The sequence below is a fragment of the Streptomyces sp. NPDC050636 genome (genome assembly GCF_040654775.1).
Taxonomy (GTDB): domain Bacteria; phylum Actinomycetota; class Actinomycetes; order Streptomycetales; family Streptomycetaceae; genus Streptomyces.
The window spans coordinates 31,742-48,866 of record NZ_JBFAIP010000022.1; the positions used below are offsets into that span (position 1 = coordinate 31,742).

Annotated in this window: 17 protein-coding genes; 9 read left to right on the forward strand and 8 right to left on the reverse strand. The window is 69.0% G+C overall.

Annotated features, from left to right (window positions below; all coding sequences use genetic code 11):
* Positions 1–20 precede the first annotated feature (20 nt).
* Positions 21–1,001, forward strand: a complete 981-nt coding sequence (locus AB0I10_RS18620; protein ID WP_363153562.1) for a hypothetical protein — start codon at positions 21–23, stop codon at positions 999–1,001.
* A gap of 40 nt (positions 1,002–1,041) precedes the next feature.
* Here the strand turns inward: AB0I10_RS18620 and AB0I10_RS18625 are convergent, their stop codons facing one another.
* Positions 1,042–1,461, reverse strand: coding sequence for an arsenate reductase ArsC (locus tag AB0I10_RS18625; RefSeq protein WP_363153564.1), 420 nt, complete (start codon positions 1,459–1,461; stop codon positions 1,042–1,044).
* 50 nt (positions 1,462–1,511) lie between these two features.
* On the opposite strand from AB0I10_RS18625, the gene AB0I10_RS18630 reads away from it, so the two are divergent.
* Both AB0I10_RS18630 and arsB read left to right on the forward strand, forming a co-directional pair.
* Positions 1,512–1,820, forward strand: coding sequence for a metalloregulator ArsR/SmtB family transcription factor (locus AB0I10_RS18630; RefSeq protein WP_363153565.1), 309 nt, complete (start codon positions 1,512–1,514; stop codon positions 1,818–1,820).
* Complete coding sequence (gene arsB / locus AB0I10_RS18635) at positions 1,817–2,893, forward strand: ACR3 family arsenite efflux transporter (protein WP_363153566.1); 1,077 nt, start codon at positions 1,817–1,819, stop codon at positions 2,891–2,893. The genes AB0I10_RS18630 and arsB overlap by 4 nt, the downstream gene beginning before the upstream one ends.
* Before the next feature lie 133 nt (positions 2,894–3,026).
* Here arsB and AB0I10_RS18640 read toward each other — a convergent pair whose 3' ends face one another.
* From AB0I10_RS18640 to AB0I10_RS18650, 3 genes are all read right to left on the reverse strand, one after another.
* The gene (locus tag AB0I10_RS18640; RefSeq protein ID WP_363153567.1) at positions 3,027–3,386 is read right to left on the reverse strand and encodes a metalloregulator ArsR/SmtB family transcription factor; all 360 of its coding nucleotides are present in this window, start codon (positions 3,384–3,386) and stop codon (positions 3,027–3,029) included.
* 180 nt (positions 3,387–3,566) lie between these two features.
* Positions 3,567–4,865: an SPFH domain-containing protein gene (locus AB0I10_RS18645; protein ID WP_363153568.1), complete on the reverse strand. Its 1,299-nt coding sequence runs from the start codon at positions 4,863–4,865 to the stop codon at positions 3,567–3,569.
* Positions 4,862–6,514 (reverse strand): SPFH domain-containing protein, encoded by a 1,653-nt coding sequence (locus AB0I10_RS18650; RefSeq protein ID WP_363153569.1) that lies wholly within the window; start codon positions 6,512–6,514, stop codon positions 4,862–4,864. The genes AB0I10_RS18645 and AB0I10_RS18650 overlap by 4 nt, the downstream gene beginning before the upstream one ends.
* 280 nt (positions 6,515–6,794) lie before the next feature.
* Between AB0I10_RS18650 and AB0I10_RS18655 the strand changes: the two genes are divergently transcribed.
* The 4 genes from AB0I10_RS18655 (at position 6,795) to AB0I10_RS18670 (ending at position 10,127) form a co-directional block, all read left to right on the forward strand.
* Positions 6,795–7,601, forward strand: a complete 807-nt coding sequence (locus AB0I10_RS18655; RefSeq protein WP_363153570.1) for a VOC family protein — start codon at positions 6,795–6,797, stop codon at positions 7,599–7,601.
* 164 nt (positions 7,602–7,765) lie between these two features.
* Positions 7,766–8,221 (forward strand): cyclic nucleotide-binding domain-containing protein, encoded by a 456-nt coding sequence (locus AB0I10_RS18660; RefSeq protein ID WP_363153571.1) that lies wholly within the window; start codon positions 7,766–7,768, stop codon positions 8,219–8,221.
* Positions 8,222–8,471: 250 nt separating this feature from the next.
* On the forward strand, positions 8,472–9,677 hold the full coding sequence (locus AB0I10_RS18665) for a DUF418 domain-containing protein (protein ID WP_363153623.1): 1,206 nt from the start codon (positions 8,472–8,474) through the stop codon (positions 9,675–9,677).
* A 105-nt stretch (positions 9,678–9,782) separates the two neighbouring features.
* The gene (locus AB0I10_RS18670) at positions 9,783–10,127 is read left to right on the forward strand and encodes an MmcQ/YjbR family DNA-binding protein (protein WP_363153572.1); all 345 of its coding nucleotides are present in this window, start codon (positions 9,783–9,785) and stop codon (positions 10,125–10,127) included.
* A 35-nt stretch (positions 10,128–10,162) separates the two neighbouring features.
* On the opposite strand, the gene AB0I10_RS18675 is transcribed toward AB0I10_RS18670, so the two are convergent.
* Together AB0I10_RS18675 and AB0I10_RS18680 are read right to left on the reverse strand one after the other, a co-directional pair.
* On the reverse strand, positions 10,163–10,357 hold the full coding sequence (locus AB0I10_RS18675; protein ID WP_363153573.1) for a hypothetical protein: 195 nt from the start codon (positions 10,355–10,357) through the stop codon (positions 10,163–10,165).
* A gap of 152 nt (positions 10,358–10,509) precedes the next feature.
* Positions 10,510–12,060, reverse strand: a complete 1,551-nt coding sequence (locus AB0I10_RS18680; protein ID WP_363153574.1) for a hypothetical protein — start codon at positions 12,058–12,060, stop codon at positions 10,510–10,512.
* A 239-nt stretch (positions 12,061–12,299) separates the two neighbouring features.
* Between AB0I10_RS18680 and AB0I10_RS18685 the strand changes: the two genes are divergently transcribed.
* Both AB0I10_RS18685 and AB0I10_RS18690 read left to right on the forward strand, forming a co-directional pair.
* Positions 12,300–13,070, forward strand: a complete 771-nt coding sequence (locus AB0I10_RS18685; protein ID WP_363153575.1) for a hypothetical protein — start codon at positions 12,300–12,302, stop codon at positions 13,068–13,070.
* 201 nt (positions 13,071–13,271) lie between these two features.
* Positions 13,272–13,688 (forward strand): metalloregulator ArsR/SmtB family transcription factor, encoded by a 417-nt coding sequence (locus AB0I10_RS18690; protein WP_363153577.1) that lies wholly within the window; start codon positions 13,272–13,274, stop codon positions 13,686–13,688.
* A 53-nt stretch (positions 13,689–13,741) separates the two neighbouring features.
* On the opposite strand, the gene AB0I10_RS18695 is transcribed toward AB0I10_RS18690, so the two are convergent.
* Entirely contained in the window at positions 13,742–15,262 is a 1,521-nt protein-coding gene (locus tag AB0I10_RS18695) for a nitrate/sulfonate/bicarbonate ABC transporter ATP-binding protein (RefSeq protein ID WP_363153579.1), read from the reverse strand.
* 56 nt (positions 15,263–15,318) lie between these two features.
* On the reverse strand, positions 15,319–17,010 hold the full coding sequence (locus AB0I10_RS18700; RefSeq protein WP_363153624.1) for an ABC transporter permease subunit: 1,692 nt from the start codon (positions 17,008–17,010) through the stop codon (positions 15,319–15,321).
* Positions 17,011–17,125: the final 115 nt, after the last annotated feature.

Below are 17,125 nucleotides of genomic sequence, written 5' to 3' on the forward strand. Positions count from 1 at the left end.
CGGTCGAGGGACCCGACGGCATGGAAGTCGAGATCGTCGATTCCATTTTGGCGGCTTACTCCGGCGGGGCCCTGCTGAAGCTGTTCGTGGACGCACCGGCGTTGGAAGCCGCCGAGGATGCTGTGCGCGGAGTCGTCGGTGAGTTCTTGAAGCAGTCGGAACTGCTCGGCGAGTGGAAGATCACGAAGTGTGAGGTCGAGCTTCACCCGGAGCTCGCGCAGCAGAGCCTGGACGCCGCGGACGGCCCGGACGCGCCGCCCGCCGATCCCGCGGCACGCGCGGCTCAGCATGCCCAGGCGAGGGCGGAAGCCACTGCCGTGCGGCTCACCGACGAGGAGGTCGAGGCCATGCGCGCCAAAATCAGCGCGCTGGCGCCGCGCCTCACGGCATTCGGTCTCGGCTCCTTCGGCTGGTGCGAAGACGACGAGTCCGGCATCGGCCGTGACCACGCGGAACTCGCCGCCGGAGCCCTGGTGTACGCCATCGATCTCCTCGTGGACCAGCTCTTCGACGATGTCGAAGCGCTCGGCGAGGGGGGAGGGACCGTCGAGGAATGCGACGGGCCCCTTTGGCTGCTCGAAGATCTGCCGGACCGGCTCGCCGCGCAGTACACGGCCCTGTTCGCACGCCGCTTCCTCGTGACCGCCGTATCGCTCACCGGACGCCTCACGCGCGAGGACTTCGTGCAACTGAGCTGCGTGGCCGAGGAGTTCCTCCTGAGGTTCCTCCTGCGCGAGGCCGAGGTCGTGCTGGACGCCTACGGCCTCTTGACCGACGAGATCACCTCGGCCTGGGAAGTCTTCGCCGACGAGGCCTATCAAGACTCCGATGACGAGTGGCTGTACGAAGGGGCCACGGACGATACCGACGAGGGCGCCGACGGCGCGCAGCCGGAAGCCGGAGTGTTGGACATCGAGCGCTGGTTCACGCCCTTCGACAAGACGGGTTACGTCCACCCGTACGCGGCGACCGAAGCGGCAGAGCCGGGCAACGCGGTGTAGCGGGACAGGCCGCGTACGTCATTGCCGTCGGGCCGGGCGCTCACGCGTCCGGCTTCGCGTCGATCTCGGCGATCAGTGCTTCGACGCGGGTCCTGATCTCGTCGCGGATCGGCCGGACCGACTCGACGCCCTTGCCCGCGGGGTCTTCCAGGGCCCAGTCGAGGTACTTCTTGCCGGGGAAGACCGGGCAGGCGTCGCCGCAGCCCATGGTGATGACGTAGTCGGATGCCTGGACGGCCTCGGGGGTCAGGACCTTCGGCCGCTGGTCGGCGATGTCGATGCCGACCTCCTCCATCGCTTCGACGGCGGACGGGTTGACCTGGTCGGCCGGGACGGAGCCGGCGGAGCGGACGTCGATGCGGTCACCGGCGAGGTGGGCGAGGAATCCGGCGGCCATCTGTGACCGTCCGGCGTTGTGGATGCAGACGAACAGCACGGACGCGGCAGTGGTGGAGGACATCGGTTCTTCCTTCGCGATATCAGTCCGGAGTGATGTGACAGTATCAGTCCATGATGACGTCAGTCGATGCTGATCTGATCCGGGTGCTGGCCGACCCGCTCAGGCTGAAGATCGTGACCCTGCTCGCCCACGAGACGCTGTGCACCACGCACCTGGTCGAGGAGACCGGCGCACGGCAGACCAACCTCTCCAACCACCTCAGAGTGCTGCGCGAGGCGGGCGTGGTGGATACCGAGCCATGCGGCCGGTTCACCTACTACCAGCTGCGGCCCGACGTCATCGCCGCCCTCGCCGGGCAGTTCACCGAGCTGGCCGAGCACGCCCGTACCGCCGCCGACCGGAAGAGGTCCTGCCCGTGACCCGCACCGAAGCCCCCGCGACGGCGGAAGCCCCCTCCGTCGTCGCCAAACTCTCCACACTCGACCGCTTCCTCGCGGTGTGGATCCTCATCGCCATGGGGCTCGGCCTGGGCCTCGGCCGGCTCATCCCCGGCCTGAACGACGCCCTGGCCAAGGTCGAGATCGGCGGTATCTCGCTGCCGATCGCCGTCGGCCTGCTGATCATGATGTACCCGGTGCTGGCCAAGGTCCGCTACGACAAACTCGACGCCGTCACCGGCGACCGCAAGCTCATGGTCTCCTCGCTGGTCATCAACTGGATCCTGGGCCCGGCCGTGATGTTCGCGCTGGCCTGGATCTTCCTGCCGGACCTGCCCGAGTACCGCACCGGCCTGATCATCGTCGGCCTCGCCCGCTGCATCGCCATGGTCATCATCTGGAACGACCTGGCCTGCGGCGACCGCGAGGCCGCCGCCGTCCTCGTCGCCCTCAACTCCGTCTTCCAGGTCATCGCCTTCGGCCTGCTCGGCTGGCTCTACCTCGACCTGCTCCCCGGCTGGCTCGGCCTGGGCGGGGGCGAGCAGTTGGACATCCCGATGTGGAAGATCGCCCTCAACGTCGTCATCTTCCTCGGCGTCCCGCTGCTCGCCGGCTTCCTCACCCGCCGCCTCGGCGAGAAGAAGCTGGGCCGCGAGAAGTACGAGAGCAACTTCCTGCCGAAGATCGGCCCGTTCGCCCTCTACGGCCTGCTGTTCACGATCGTCATCCTCTTCGCGCTCCAGGGGAAGACGATCACCTCGCAGCCGCTGGACGTCGCCCGGATCGCGGTCCCGCTGCTGGCCTACTTCGCGATCATGTGGTTCGGCACCTTCGCCCTCGGCAAGGGCCTCGGCCTCGCATACGACCGCACCGCGACCCTCGCCTTCACGGCAGCGGGGAACAACTTCGAGCTGGCCATCGCGGTCGCCATCGCCACCTTCGGCGTCACCTCGGGCCAGGCGCTCTCCGGCGTCGTCGGCCCGCTGATCGAGGTGCCGGTCCTGGTCGCCCTGGTCTACGTGTCCCTGGCCTGGCGCGGGAAGTTCGGCACCTAGACCTAGACCTAGACCTAGACCTAGACCTAGACCCAGACCCAGACCTAGATCCAGACCGCTCGGATGCGGGAAAGTTGATGCACTGCCTCGGCTGCCTCGCCCGGCGCAGTGCGGTCGGGCCCCGGCTCGGAGCTCAGGCCGTGGCCCGCCCGAGCATCTGGCCCATGGCGGCCATCACGGACGGCTCGACGCGGTAATACACCCAGGTGCCGCGCCGCTCGGAGGTCAGCAGCCCCGCCTCGCGGAGCTTCTTCAGATGGTGGGACACGGTGGGCTGGGATACGCCCACGTCAGAGATGTCGCACACACATGCCTCGCCGCCCTCATGGGAGGCAACCAGCGAGAACAGGCGCAGCCGGACCGGATCGCCGAGCGCCTTGAACATAGCGGCCGTGCGAACCGCCTCCTCGGCGGTCAGCGGCCGCTCGGTCAGCGGCGGGCAGCATGGCGCGACTTCCGGCTCCAGCAACGGCAACACCTCGGCATTCGACATGCATCTATGTTGACATATATCGAATCAATGCATCGAGCCGATGCATCGAACCAATGCATCGAATCAGTGTCCAAGGCGCTACCGCTGTGACGGACTTGCTGGTGTGTCCTGCCGCACGGGGCCGGTGAGAACGAGAACGGAGATTGGTTGTTCTCACCGGCCACCGCTTGTGCGGGCGCCTTATTCGTCGTCCGCCGGGCGGCGAGCCGCATTCACCGGTGGCAAGGCCGTCAGTCGCGGCAGCAGCTGGGCGGTCAGCAGCGTGGAGAGCGCCGAGGTGTCGGTGCCTGTGCCGTCGGTGCGGACGACCACCGGCTGCGGGGCCCTACCGGCGAGGATCGCGCCGACTTCGAGTCGCCGGCGGGCCAGTTCGTACTGGAGCACCGCGCGGTTGTCGCGGTACGCCTGTGCGAGGCGGCGCTGGGCGCGGGCCTCGTTCTCGGCGGAGATCAGCCCGCTGCGGCCACGGGTCTCGATCTCGAAGCGGACCTTCTGCGCGTTGGTCTCCTGCTCCTCCAGGAGCTGGGCCACCGCCTCACGGGCCTTGTTGAGTGCGGCCTTCACCTCGACGATGCGCGCGTCGCGCACCTTCTTCGCCCGCTCGATGTCCATCTGCAGGCTGTCGATGCGGCGCTTACGCGTCAGGCCCCACTCCTGCTCGTAGGCGGTCCGTTCCTTGGCGACTCGTTCCTGGGTGGCGAGGTGCTGCTGGTACTGGGCGGGTAGCTGGACGTCGGGGATGTTGGAGCCCGTGATGCGCACTCCGTAGCGGGTGAGCTGGCGGTTGAGGAGCTCCTGCATATCGGCGACATCCGAGCCACGCAGGTCGTAGGCGCGCTCGGTCTGCACCATTCGGCCGCGCTGGCGGATGGCGTCCTGCACCGCGCTGGACAGCACCAGGTCGAAGTTGCCCGCCCCGATGGTCCGTACGAACAGCACCGCATCGGTGATCTTGAACTTCAGGAAGAACTCGATCGAGCGGAGCGGCACGTTCTCCCGGGTGGGGCAGGCCACCACCGGGGCCGAGTACGGGATCTCGGTGGCGGTGTCCACCACGAAGTCCACGCGCGACCACGGGTGCCACAGGTAGTGCCGGCCGGGATCCAGGGTGCGGGTCACCGCGCCGTAGCGGGTGAGGACGCCGTTCGTGCCCTGCTCGATCTCGGCGATGGACGAGCGCCACCACCACAGCAGGCCGGAGAGCACCAGGAGCGCCCCGCAGACGTAGCTGAGGACGGCCAGTACGCCGGACGCGACGCCGGCCGCGCCGTCCGATTCCCCGAGGTTCAGCATGACGCCGGTCAGCAGCGCGAACACCCCGAGCCACAGCAGCAGCAACCACCACAGCCTGCGGTGCTGGCGGGGGATGATGACGGGAATCAGCTTGCCCGCCTCGCCGCCGCGCAGCAGCTGGCGGATCTCACTCCAGGGGGCCACTTCCTCGGAGATGACCGACCTGCGATTGCGTGTGGTGCTCACTGCGCGGCCCCCTCGGCTGCGTTCCCGTGCTCCGGTGTTGCCGGTGCGTGCTCTGGTGTTGCCGGTGCGTCCGCTGCTTCTGCGAGCCCGCCGGCAACGGCGGGTACGGTCGGCCGTTCGGCCTCCAGCAGAGCGGCGATCTCTTCCTCACGCCCGGAGATCCGGTCGGTGACCTCCGCCAGGCGTGCGCGGACGGCGGCCATGTCCTCGTCCGAGAACAGCTCCGTACCCCGCTCGCCGACCAACTCCCGTGCGAGCGCCAGGAAGTCGACCCCCGCGGCGCCATCGGTGCCGGACGAGCCGCCGATCCGCACGAGCCGGGGCAGATGGTCCGCGACCTCTTCGAGCGTGTCCAGCACCTGCTGCTGGTAGCGGTACTCCAGAATCTCCGGGGCCTCCGCCGCGGTCACCGCGCGGATGTCCAGCGCCTGTGCCTCCAGCAGCGCCGCATTGGCCTTCGCCTCCGACTCGGCCTGCACATACCGCTGCCGGGCCAGCGCCTCGGCCCGGTTGGTCTCCCGCTCCACGGCCGTATCCATCTGCGCCTGGTACTGCGCGATATCCGCCATGATCGCGGAGAGCGTCTCCTGACGGGAGGCCAGCTCCTTGGTCAGGTCACCCTCGTCCTGCTCCTTGCGCAGGTGGAGCGCGTACTCATAGGTGTAGGCGTCCTTGGCGACCCGCACCATTTCCGGTGCCGCCAAGTCCATGCGATACGCGCGGTCGGACGGCTCGGCGTGGGTGATGTTGGCGTTGGCCAGCTCCACCGCCGGCCGGAACTGCTGGTTCAGCTGCTCCAGCAGCCGGCCGGTGTCCTCGCCCACCATGTCGTAGATCCCCGCGGCCTCCTGCTCGTAGATGAGGCTGCGGATGGTCTCGCTGACCGCATTGCTCAGCTTCTCCTCGAAGCCGCGCACCGCACCCAGCGTGTAGACGAACTCCACCGGGTCGCTGATCCGGAACTGGATGAACAGGTCGATGGAAGCCTTCACCCCGCCCTTGGTCGGGGCCTCGCGCACCGGTGCGTTGAAGGGGTATTCGCGGGTCGTGTTGATGATGTACGACACCCGCTTCCACGGGTTGAGCAGGATCACCCGGCCCGGACCGACCACCTGCTCCAGCTTCCCGAAGCGGGTGATCAGCGCCTGGCAGCCGTCCGGCACCATCACCATGCCCTGGCGCCACCACACGAAGCCGACCGCCGCCACCGACAGCACCCAGTAATGGATCCCGAAGAGCGGGTGGGTGAACGAACTGCCGCCGGCCGCGGCAACGACCGTGCTGCCCACTGCCCCCACCACCAACAGCAGCAACACCGGCAGCATGCTCAGGAACGAGCGGCCCCGCGGAATGACCATCGGGCAGATCGCATGGACCTTCTGTCCGCCCTCGCGGCGCTGCTCACTGCGGTTGAGTACCTCCCGCGCCTCGTCCAGCGGCACGGTCTGCTGCGTCATGATCGTGTCGATGCTGCCGCCCTGCTCACGGGCGGCCGGGAAGTCGGCGGGGTCCATGCCGTCGCCGTGCGACTCCCTCGCCACACCGGCAGCGGCCTCGCCGGCCTCCTCCGTCAGCCGGCCGACGTCGAGTCCGCTACGGCGTCGCAGCTCCTCCTCGGCGGCCCCGCGGAGTTCCGTGTTTTCGGACATCGCCCGTGCGAACTTCCGCACGTTCTGGCTACCTGCCACAAATCCCCCTTTTTGCTCTCTCTGTGTGCGATCGGCTGCGCGTGCAGCACCACCCCATCCCATCGCATGCCTCGGGGGCGGTGCAGAGTGGGGGTACGCGCGAATGGCATACCACGCTGCGCCGACTGACCAGCGTGAAAAGGCGGACCGGCCATCGATCGACCATGGACCGGACCGGCCACGAACCGGATCGACCATCGAGCTACCAATCATCGAGCATCGAGCAGGGAAGGGCGGAGCCATGGCTGTACCACCTGAGGGCGCGCCGTGCTGGGCCGATGCGATGTTCACCGACATCGAGGGCGCGAAGAGCTTCTACGGTGACGTACTGGGCTGGACGTTCGGCGAGGCGTCGACGGAGTTCGGCAATTACACAGAGGCGTACTCCGGCGGAAAGGCGGTGGCCGCCGTCGTGCCCCCGATGCCGGGCCAGGAGGGCGAGGAGGAGAAGCCGGCGTGGTGTCTGTACCTCGCGTCGCCGGACGTCGTCGCCACGGCCGGCCGGATCCGTGACAACGGGGGCGAGGTGCTGATGGGCCCGATGCAGGTGGGCGACTTCGGTTCGATGCTCATCGCCCGCGACCCCGGCGGTGTCACCTTCGGGGTATGGCAGGCGGGCACCCACCAAGGCTTCGGGAAAACGGCCGAGCCCGGTGCGTACTGCTGGGCCGAGGTGTTCACGCGGGAGCCGGAGAAGGCCGATGCCTTCTTCCCCGCCGTCTTCTCGTACGGCGTAAAGCGCCTGGCGGATGAGGCAATCGACTTCACTCTGTTCAACCTCGGTGACACCCCGGTCCTGGGGCGTATGGGGATGACGGACGAATTCCCGCCCGAAGTGTCGCCGTACCTCAACATCTATTTCGCCGTCGCGGACTGCGACGCGGCGGTGGCGAAGACGACCGAGCGCGGCGGGGTGTTGCGATTCGGGCCGATGGACAGTCCGTTCGGCCGGTTCGCGACGCTGAGCGATCCGCAAGGGGCGGCGTTCTCCGTGATCGACACGAAGACGACGAAGGGCGAGATGCCCAAGACATCGGATGTGTCCTGAGCGCCGCCGTCCACCTCTCCACGCTGAGCCCCGGAGCCTTCGTGCACCGCCCCGCGCCTCGGGGTGCCGCGGCGGCCGAGCACGGCTTCAATGGAAGCAGGACGGCCACACGCACACGGCATCCCGGCCTAGGTTTCCTGCCGTCGGCGAGGAGGGTCCCAGGCATGGCCACAGAGACGCGATTGCTGGTCGCGCTCCCGGTAGCTCACCGCGAACGACTTATGACGCTGGGTCAGCAGGTCTCCTTCGAGCAGGACACACGGATCTTCGAGGAAGGAGGCACCGCCGACCGCTTCTGGGTTCTGCGCTCGGGTTCGGTGTCGCTCGACCTGAAGGTGCCCGGCCGGCGCCGTGTGACCGTGGCGACGCTCGGGCCCGGAGACCTGCTCGGCTGGTCGTGGCTGTTCCCGCCCTACAAGTGGGATTTTGGTGCCGAAGCGTTCAGCCCGGTACGCGCCTACGAGTTCGACGGAGCCGCGGTGCGGGCACTCTGCGAGGCCGAACCGGCCCTGGGACTTGACCTCGTCCGCACCATCACCGAAATCCTCGCGCACCGCCTCGTGGCGACCCGCACCAAACTGATCGAACAGTACGCGGCCCGCCGAGCCGTAACGCCGTAGGGCCGTCTCTTGCGGATCACCTCGCGGCCCGGATGAAGATGGCTGCGGGGTGCAGGTCGCCGACCGGGCCCTCATGCCGGCCCCGGCAGCGTGCGGTTATACCCCCCTCCCACTCCCACGCCTTTCTCGTTCGTAGTACATCGAAGGATGCAGTGGGTTCTCGTCGCTGCGGACGAGGAATCCGGCCCCGAGCGCCCCGACCATGGTGGGAAAGCGAGTATCACGGGCGGGAGTTGGAGTGGCCGAGGTAATGGGGACGCAAGCGGTCGTGGCGGCAGAGGGGGCTACCGGGAGCGCGGGCCGCGGGGCGCGGGCGCGCCTGCCGTTGCTGGATGTGCTGCGTGGGGTGGCGATTCTCGGGACGCTGATGAGCAACGTCTGGATCTTCGCCGGGCCGGGCGCCGAGTGGGGCATCCTCACCGGGGGCGCCGGGCCCTCGGCGGGGACCGAGTGGTCATCCCTGGGCGGGGCGGCCGAGACGGTCTTCCGGGGCCTCGCGAACGGCAAGTTCCTGTCGATGCTGACGATTCTCTTCGGGGTCGGGCTGGCCATCCAGTTCCGGTCGGCCGCCAAGCACGGGCAGCCCTGGCCGGGCCGGTACAAGTGGCGGGCGCTGTTCCTCTTCGCCGAGGGGACCGTGCACTTCGTCCTCGTCTTCGCCTGGGATGTGCTGATGGGATACGCGGTGGTCGCGCTGCTGGTGGCCTGGCTGCTCACGCGTTCCGCGCGGGCCCAGCGCGTGACGTGGATCGTCATGGGCGGACTCCATTTGGCGGTGACGACGCTGCTCACGGCTGCCGTGGTACTCACCTCGGGCGGCGGGAGCGGTGGCGGCACGGACGCGGCTGATGCCGTGACGCTGTACGCCGAGGGAGGTTACGCGGACCACATCGCCTTCCGGCTGTCGCATGCCGCGGTGCTGCGTATGGAACCGGTGCTCTCCTTCGCGCTGTTGGTGTTCCTGTTCCTGCTCGGCGTACGGCTCTTCAGGGCCGGGGCCTTCCAGGACGACGCAGCGGGGCGGCGCATCCGGCGCCGGCTGGCGGGGTGGGGACTGGGAATTGGCCTCCCCCTCAACGTCTTTACAGTGCTGTGGGGTTCGGGATTCTTCCTCCTGGAGCGGTACCTGTCGGCGCCGGTCCTGGCGATCGGCTACCTCGGCCTCATCGGCATGATGATGGACCGGCTCCGCCACCCGGGCCCACTGACCTCCGCCCTGACCTCCGTCGGCCGTATGGCCCTGACCTGCTACGTATTGCAGAACGTGCTCGCCATGCTGGCCTGCTACGGCATCGGCCTTGGTCTGGCGTCCCATTGGGCGGACAGCGGCCCGTGGTGGGTGATGGGGTTGTGGGCGGCGATCTGCCTGGTGCTGGTGATGGGGGCGAGCCTGTGGCTGCGGCGGTTCGAGCACGGGCCGCTGGAATCGGTGCAGAAGAGGCTGCTACGGCGCTGAGCCCAGGGGCCCGCGCGGCCGTGAGCCCCGTGGGCCCCATGAGCCCCATGAGCCGCGTGGGCCCCTGAGCCCCATGAGAGCCATCAGACTCTTAACGTAGTGACCATGACCGATTCCGATGATGTCCGCCGTATCGCGCTCTCGCTGCCGGAGACGGTGGAGAAGCTCGCCTGGGGCATGCCCACCTTCCGCGTCGCGGGGAAGATGTTCATCACGGTTCCCGACGATGAGACGTCGTTCGCCGTGAGATGCCCCATGCATGAGCGGAAGGAGCTGATCGCTGCGGAACCGGAGAAATTCTGGGTTCCGCCGCACGAAGCCGGCTCCGCATGGGTGCGGGTGCGGCTTGCCGAGCTGGAGGATATGGACGAGCTCCGGGACATCCTCGTGGACTCCTGGAAGCAGGCGGCCCCGACGCGGCTGCTGGACGCTTTTCCCAGTACAGGCTGAGCGGCCGCGTTCCAGGCGCGAGATATGGGAGCACCTCAACTGCCATCCGAGGCACTGATCTCCGGTTCTCCGTCCGGGTGCACACCATTGATCCGCGCCAGCCGCAGCATTTCGTCCAGCTCGTCCTGCGCCACGGCCACCTCGTACGCGTCCCCGGACTCGTATGCCGCCGCCACCGCGGCGCGCGCGACACGTACCCGCTCCCGTATCGCCTTGGCGAAACCACCCACCCCGAACCTCCGTACCTCGACTTACTTCGTACTCGCATCAACCTTCGTACTCGCATCAACTATCGAGTTGAAGAACTCTGCAAGTCCAGGTGCCGGTGCCGACGAGATGCGACGTCGGGCGGGAGTGGCGGCGGGGGCGGGGCGGAGAGCGGCTAGGGGGCCGGGGACGGTCGCGGCGACGTCCACGCCAGGTAGCCACCGCGCACCCCGGACGGGCGCCAGCCGCGGGCGAACGGTGGCGGGGACTGAGTGCTGGTCGTGATGAGGACCAGCGGCATACGCCGGCCGAGGTCGAGCAACTGACGCTCGGTAATGCTCTCGTCGTGGCCGCCGAGCTGGCGCGAGGCACATCCCGTGTAGTACGCGAGCGGGACGGCCTGTTCGCCGATGACGACGCAGGGTGGGCGCACACCCAGGCGGTTCAGCTCGGCGCCGATCGCGATCCGGTCTTTGTGCAGTGCCCTGTTGCGGCCATCCACCTGGGTCAACACCGTGAACTGCACCGCCAGGTGGCCGACAAGACCCAACGCCATCGCGGTGCCGGTCACCGTCCGCAGAGCCGGGCGAGCGCGGGTGAACCCCCACACGACGCACTCCGCCACGGGCAGGGCCAGCAACGCATAGGCGGGCAGCAGGAAGCGCGGTGCCGCGTAGTCGACCGTGAAGAGGTACGGCAACGCCATGACGACGGCGACCGTGACGGCGAGCAGGGCGCTGCTGCCGCGGTGCACAGTGCCGCCTTGGAGTGCAGCGTAGTCTCGGAATGCGGTGCGGCCTCGGCGCGTGCTCCAGGCGCAGGCGACGCCGCACGCGGCCAGGACGGGCAGCGCGAACACCCACGCCGCCGTCCAGCGGTGCGTCCAGTCCCCGTCGCACGGACGGCACAGGGTCCGCCCGCCCAGACTGCGTACCTGGTCATCCACGGCGAAATGCCAGCCCAGGCCGCCCTGGATCTCGCTGGCCCGAGCCAGCCGTGCGGCCGGCCCGCCGTACGAGAGGTAAGCCTCGACCACCCAGGGCGCCGCGCCCGCCACGAGTCCCGCCACCAGCGCGGCAGCCAGGGCGAAGTTACGCCACGGTCGCACCACCACAGCAGCCGCCACCAGCGAAAGCGCGAGCCAGCAGCCGTCGGCCGGCCTCATGAGCGTCACGAACGCGACCGCCGTCCCTGCGCCCAGGAGCGCCCCAGGGTCCGTCCTGGTCCGCGCGGCTCGCAGAAACCAGCCCGTCGCGGCCAGCGACCCCAGCGCACACCACAGATTGGGCATGGCGCGCGGACCGTACAACAGGGTCACCCACAAACTGGCGAACAGGAGCCCCGCGCAGCCGAGAACAGGGGCCGGGACGAGCCGCCGCCATACCCACAGGGCGAGGAAGAGGCCGCCGCCGGACATCACCGCGAGATACACCCGCAGTGCGGTCGTGGAGGCGGTCAGCGCGGCGACCGGAGCAACGAGGTAGGAGATCCCACGCGCTCGGGGCGCGGAGAAGAACGCTGTCGGTGTCCCGTCCTGGACCTGGCTCACATAGACGATCTCGTCCCAGCCCAGGCCGGAGCCCGGTACGACCAGCAAGAGCTGCACCGCGACGAACGCCAGCGCCACACCCATCAGCCAGGGGAGTGTCCCGCGCGGCACGTTGCTCAGCCGCGAAGTCGGTACGCCTGGCGCGGGCCGCAGCTGCATCTCCAGGCCGGGATCCATGTTCGCTCCCTCGTCATAGGCACTCTGCGGTCGCCACGGTTGCTCCCGTAACACTGCGACGCAGCGGACCCGGCCTCCACCGGCGTACCTCCATCTGGCGCAGCGTTCGGGTCGGCGCAGTGCCTGCTGCCGACCGGAGGGCGGCGGCGTCAATCTCGGCGTCAATCTCGGCGTCAATCCGGAGTGCAGACGAGACACCCGCCCCCACGGAAAGTAGCGGCTCGTGTACGGTTCGTGACATGGCGGAGAGTCAACGTAGACGTACCGGCGCTGCGTCCTGGCAGGTCCGGCGCGCCCCGGACCGGCTGCTGCGGATGCTGCGAGTCCTCAGGGGAAATCTCGCCGTGCGTCCGCTCGCAGGCCTGGCGCCACGGCCTGTGCTGCCGCGCGCCCGCCGCCGTCGTGTGACCCTTCCGGCCGGCGAAGCTGTCACGCTCCGACCCGCGACAGCGCGCGATCTGCCCGCGGTCACTGCCTTGCACGCTCTGTGTGCGCCCACCACGTCCCGGGCTCCGACCGGATTCCCTGCCCGCGACGAGTTGTCCCGGCTGCTGCATCCCCGGGTAGGGCACAGCCTGCTCGCCGAGGCCGCCGCCAAGCGGCCGGTCGGCTGGGGCTTGCTGGTCCGGGACGGTCTGCGAAGCGACGCCGTGCTGCTGGCCGCCGATGCCTGGAAGGACCGCGGACTGGCCACCGTCCTGCTGCGCACGCTGTGCGGGGCGGCCGTGGAGGCCGGCTGCCAGGTGCTGTGGGTGTACGCCGCCCATCGTGATGCCGCCGTACACGAGGCGGTGACGGCCCTCGGACTCCCTCATGCGGCGGATCGCGCCGCTACCGCTACCGATAGCGATGCCGAGGCGACGATTTACGCGGTCCGCCTCACGACCTCGATCCCGGCGGCGCCCGGTCCCGTTGACGGGGCCGGCGTAGGCCGGACGCAGCGGCCGGTGTTGTTCGGGCGTCGGCTTTCATCGAGTGATACGCGACAACTGGCAACGTCTGCTGGGTAGTTGGCCACCCGAAGGAAGACCGAAGGAAGGGGAGAAGAAGCATGAGCTGCCGTGCCGTGCCCACCGCACGCCTTCGGACGGGACCGGGGCCGGGGCCGGGGCCGGGGCGGGGACCGGTGTCTGTGGTGTCCGCGGCACGGGCGGCGGCCCTCGCTGCCGCCGTCGCCCTGCTGCTCGCCGGAGGACGGTTAGGATATTTGCATGGGGACGCAAGTTACGTCGTGGGATTCAGCCGGTGCCGATCGCGCGGTCGCCGTGCTCAAGGCGGCGGCCGATCCGTCGCGCTACCGGTTGCTGTGGGCGCTGAGCGGGCAGGAGCTGCCGGTGAGCGCGCTTGCGGAGCTGCTGGGTGCCCATGTTGCCGCGACTTCCCAGCATTTGGCGAAGCTGCGGTCGGTCGGCCTGGTGGACTCCCGGCGGGAGGGGACACGTATTTACTACCGGGCGGGTGCGCGCGTGCGAGGGCTGCTGGAGGAGGCGTCGCTGGTGGCGAACGCCCCCGTGGAACAGGGCGTCGGGGAGACCGACGCGTCGGCCGGGCCCGTGACCGTCGCGCAGGAAGAGGCTGTGCGACGGCCACGGGCGGTGCGTGCCCGTCGGCCGGTCGCCGAGCACTAGAGAGTGTCCGACGGGTCATGGCCGGGCCCGTGGGGAGTGTCCGACGGGCAGACCTAAGACCTGTCGTACGGCTGGGGCGCGTCAGCGGCTTGGCCGTTGTCGAGGTGGTACTCCTGCGGGTCGGCGTCGTACGCATAGAGCTCGGCGTAGCGGCCCCAGTCGGTGGCGGTTTCCAGCTGCTGGGTGACCTGTTCGCTGGTGTAGTGGTGGGCGAGTACGTCGCGGAAGAAGCCGGCGCGCAAGGTGCCTTGGGGGTTCTGTCGCAGGCTGGTGGTGATCAGTCGGACCAGGGGTGCCTCCATGGCCGCCTCGGCGAAGATCGTCTTGGATCGCTGGACGTCGGCGCCGGCGTAGGCGGTGCCGCGCTCCGTGAGCAGCAGGTCGTTGTCGCTGATCTTGGCGAAGCCGAGCAGTTCCAGAGCGTCGACCAGAGGAAGTACGTCGTCGATCGCCAGGCCTAGGTCGTCGGCGAGGTCGGCCAGGTCGCAGCGGCCGTTGCGGTGGGCCACCATCTCGGCGAGGCCGGAGAGCCCGTCGACGCCGGCCCGGGGGAGCGGGGCGTTGGCGGTGGTGCGTTTGTCGGGCTCGACGCCGTCGGGGCGGCCGGAGATGCCGGGGATCGGGGTCTCCCCTGCGCATGGGGTTCCCCCCTGTTCGAGCGGGGTCGAGAAATTGGGGGAGGAGTCGAGAGCTTGGGGAAGGACTTCCTTGGTGCGGCCGGTCATCAGGCGGTAGACGCGGTCGATGAGGTCCTCGAAGGCGGGCGAGTTACGGTCACGCGGCCGGTCGAGGCCGACTTCGAAGGTCTCTCGGATCGTGCCGTACGGGCGCGAGCCGAGCACGACGATCCGGTCGGCCATCAGCACTGCCTCTTCTATGTTGTGGGTGACCAGCACGATCGCGCGGGTGGGGAACTGACCGGACTCCCACAGCTCCATCAGCTCGCCACGCAGGTTCTCGGCGGTCAGTACGTCGAGGGCGGAGAACGGCTCGTCCATCATCAGCACGTCCGGTTCGACGACGAGTGCGCGGGCGAAGCCGACGCGCTGGCGCATCCCGCCGGAGAGCTCCTTCGGGTACGCGGACTCGAAGCCGTCCAGGCCGATCAGATCGATGGCCTGCACGGCGGCCTCCGCGCGCTGGTCGGCCGGTATGCCCCGGGCCTCCAGACCGAGTTCGACGTTCTGCTGGACGGTCAGCCAGGGCAGCAGGGCGAAGGTCTGGAAGACCATGGCGGTGCCGGGGTTGGCGCCGGTCAGTGGCTTGTCCCGGTACGTGACGGTGCCGGAGCTGGCCGGGACGAGGCCCGCCAGGCAGCGCAGCAGCGTGGACTTGCCGGAGCCCGACTTGCCGAGCAGCGCGACGACTTCGCCGGCGCGCACCTTCAGGTCGATACCGGCGAGGACGGGCAGTTCGCCGTGGGCTCCCGCGTAGCTCTTGGTCAGGCCGGCGGCTTCGAGCAGGACGTCGCCGTCGGCGGTGCGCGGCGCCTTGGCCGCGGTGGGCGTGGCGAGTGTGCTGGGTGTGGTGGCGGTGAGTGCGGTGCGCAGGTTGCGGAGGGCGTTGAGGGCCATGGCGGGCTCCATCGCTGTTTCGGGGTACGGCTGTCGGCCGCACCGGGGAGGGGAAGTCAGAGGGCGTAGCGGGTGTCGGCGAGCCGGTGGAGGCGGCGCCAGACGAGGCGGTTGAGGCCGACGACGTACAGGCTCATCACCGCCACGCCCGCGATCAGGTGGGGGAAGTCGCCGCTGGCGGTGGCCTTGGCGATGTACGCGCCGAGTCCGGTGGCGGTCAGCGTGGTGCCGCCGAAGACGACGACCTCGGAGACGATCGAGGCGTTCCAGGCGCCGCCCGACGCGGTGATGCCGCCGGTGACGTACGAGGGGAAGATCCCGGGCAGGATCAGCCGCTTCCAGCGCTGCCAGCCGTGTACGCCCAGGTCATCCATGGCCTCCCGCAGATCGGTGGGGATGGACATGGCGCCGGCGATGGTGTTGAAGAGGATGTACCACTGGGCGCCCAGCGCCATCAGCAGGATGCCGCCGACGTCGAGGGACACCCCGGTCCTGAGGAAGAACCAGACGGCCAGTGGGAAGAGGAAGTTGGCGGGGAAGCCGGCCAGCACCTGGACGATCGGCTGGGCGATCCGGGTCAGCTTCGGAGAGAAGCCGATCTTCACGCCGATCGGCACCCAGATCACCGTTGCGACGGCGACGAGGACGATGACGCGGACGAGGGTGATCAGGCCCAGCAGTAGCGGTTCGCCGAAGACGCCGAGGCCGGTGTGGTCCTGGAGATAGCGGCCGAGGTCGGTCAGGCCCCATACGATCAGCGCGCCCGCGACGCTCGCGAAGGCGATGTCGCCGGTGCGCTGCCGTACCGGGCCGACGGTCAGCGGCCGGTCGTCGGTGCCGAAGACACGGGCTGCCCGGCTCAGCCCGCGGCCCACGGGGCGCAGCAACATGCCCAGCAACCTTGGCCAGTTGGAGCGGCGCAGGAGGTTCAGTACGACCGAGTTCTGGACCTCGGTGGCCTCGGACTGCTCGTTCTTGAACTTCTCCGCCCAGGCGGTCAGCGGCCGCCAGAACAGGAAGTTCACGCCGATGACCATCACGGCCATGGTGAGGATGGCCCAGCCGACCTTGCCCAGGTCGCCGTCGGTGATGGCGGCTCCGGCGTACGAACCGACGCCGGGCAGCGCATAGTCCCTGTTGTTGACGCTGATCGCCTCGGACGCGACGAGGAAGAACCAGCCGCCGCCGAAGCTCATCATGCCGTTCCAGACCAGGCCGATCATCCCGGACGGCACCTCGACCTTCCAGAAGCGCAGCCACTTGGTGAAGCGGAACGACCGTGACAACTCGTCGAGTTCACGGGGAAGGGAGGTGAGGGAGTGGTAGAAGCCGAACGTCATGTTCCACGCCTGCGAGGTGAAGATCGCGAAGATCGACGCGCATTCGAGTCCCAGCATGGAGCCGGGGAACAGGGCGATGAACCCGGTGACGGCGACGGTCAGGAAGCCGAGCACGGGGACGGACTGGAGGATGTCCAGCGCCGGGATCAGGATCCGCTCCAGCCTTCGGCTCTTGGCCGCGGCGTACGCGTACACGAAGGTGAAGACGGTCGACGCGGCGAGCGCGACGAACATCCGCAGCAGCGAGCGCGCCGCGTCGTACGGCAGCTGGGACGGATCGGTGTCCACCTTGACCGACTGGTCGGTGGAGAAGCGGACGGTGGTGCCCTGGCCGACCCGCAGGACGAGATAGAGCAGCACCAGGAAGGCCGCGGCGACCACCACGTCCATCCAGGTCATGCGGGACATGCGGCCCGCGAACGGGGAGGAGAACGGCGCGCGGGGGGCGCCGCCGGCCTTGAACAACTTCACAAGAACCTCCGGCCACACTCTGGGCACGGCGGGGCATCGGGGCGCGATGGTG

Coding starts and splice junctions, on each gene's coding strand:
- AB0I10_RS18620 (WP_363153562.1), top strand. CDS start 21: ATGGAAGTCGAGATCGTCGATTCCATTTTGGCGGCTTACTCCGGCGGG.
- AB0I10_RS18625 (WP_363153564.1), bottom strand. CDS start 1,461: ATGTCCTCCACCACTGCCGCGTCCGTGCTGTTCGTCTGCATCCACAAC.
- AB0I10_RS18630 (WP_363153565.1), top strand. CDS start 1,512: ATGATGACGTCAGTCGATGCTGATCTGATCCGGGTGCTGGCCGACCCG.
- AB0I10_RS18640 (WP_363153567.1), bottom strand. CDS start 3,386: ATGTCGAATGCCGAGGTGTTGCCGTTGCTGGAGCCGGAAGTCGCGCCA.
- AB0I10_RS18650 (WP_363153569.1), bottom strand. CDS start 6,514: ATGTCCGAAAACACGGAACTCCGCGGGGCCGCCGAGGAGGAGCTGCGA.
- AB0I10_RS18655 (WP_363153570.1), top strand. CDS start 6,795: ATGGCTGTACCACCTGAGGGCGCGCCGTGCTGGGCCGATGCGATGTTC.
- AB0I10_RS18660 (WP_363153571.1), top strand. CDS start 7,766: ATGGCCACAGAGACGCGATTGCTGGTCGCGCTCCCGGTAGCTCACCGC.
- AB0I10_RS18665 (WP_363153623.1), top strand. CDS start 8,472: ATGGGGACGCAAGCGGTCGTGGCGGCAGAGGGGGCTACCGGGAGCGCG.
- AB0I10_RS18670 (WP_363153572.1), top strand. CDS start 9,783: ATGACCGATTCCGATGATGTCCGCCGTATCGCGCTCTCGCTGCCGGAG.
- AB0I10_RS18680 (WP_363153574.1), bottom strand. CDS start 12,060: ATGGATCCCGGCCTGGAGATGCAGCTGCGGCCCGCGCCAGGCGTACCG.
- AB0I10_RS18685 (WP_363153575.1), top strand. CDS start 12,300: ATGGCGGAGAGTCAACGTAGACGTACCGGCGCTGCGTCCTGGCAGGTC.
- AB0I10_RS18690 (WP_363153577.1), top strand. CDS start 13,272: ATGGGGACGCAAGTTACGTCGTGGGATTCAGCCGGTGCCGATCGCGCG.
- AB0I10_RS18695 (WP_363153579.1), bottom strand. CDS start 15,262: ATGGCCCTCAACGCCCTCCGCAACCTGCGCACCGCACTCACCGCCACC.
- AB0I10_RS18700 (WP_363153624.1), bottom strand. CDS start 17,010: ATGTCCCGCATGACCTGGATGGACGTGGTGGTCGCCGCGGCCTTCCTG.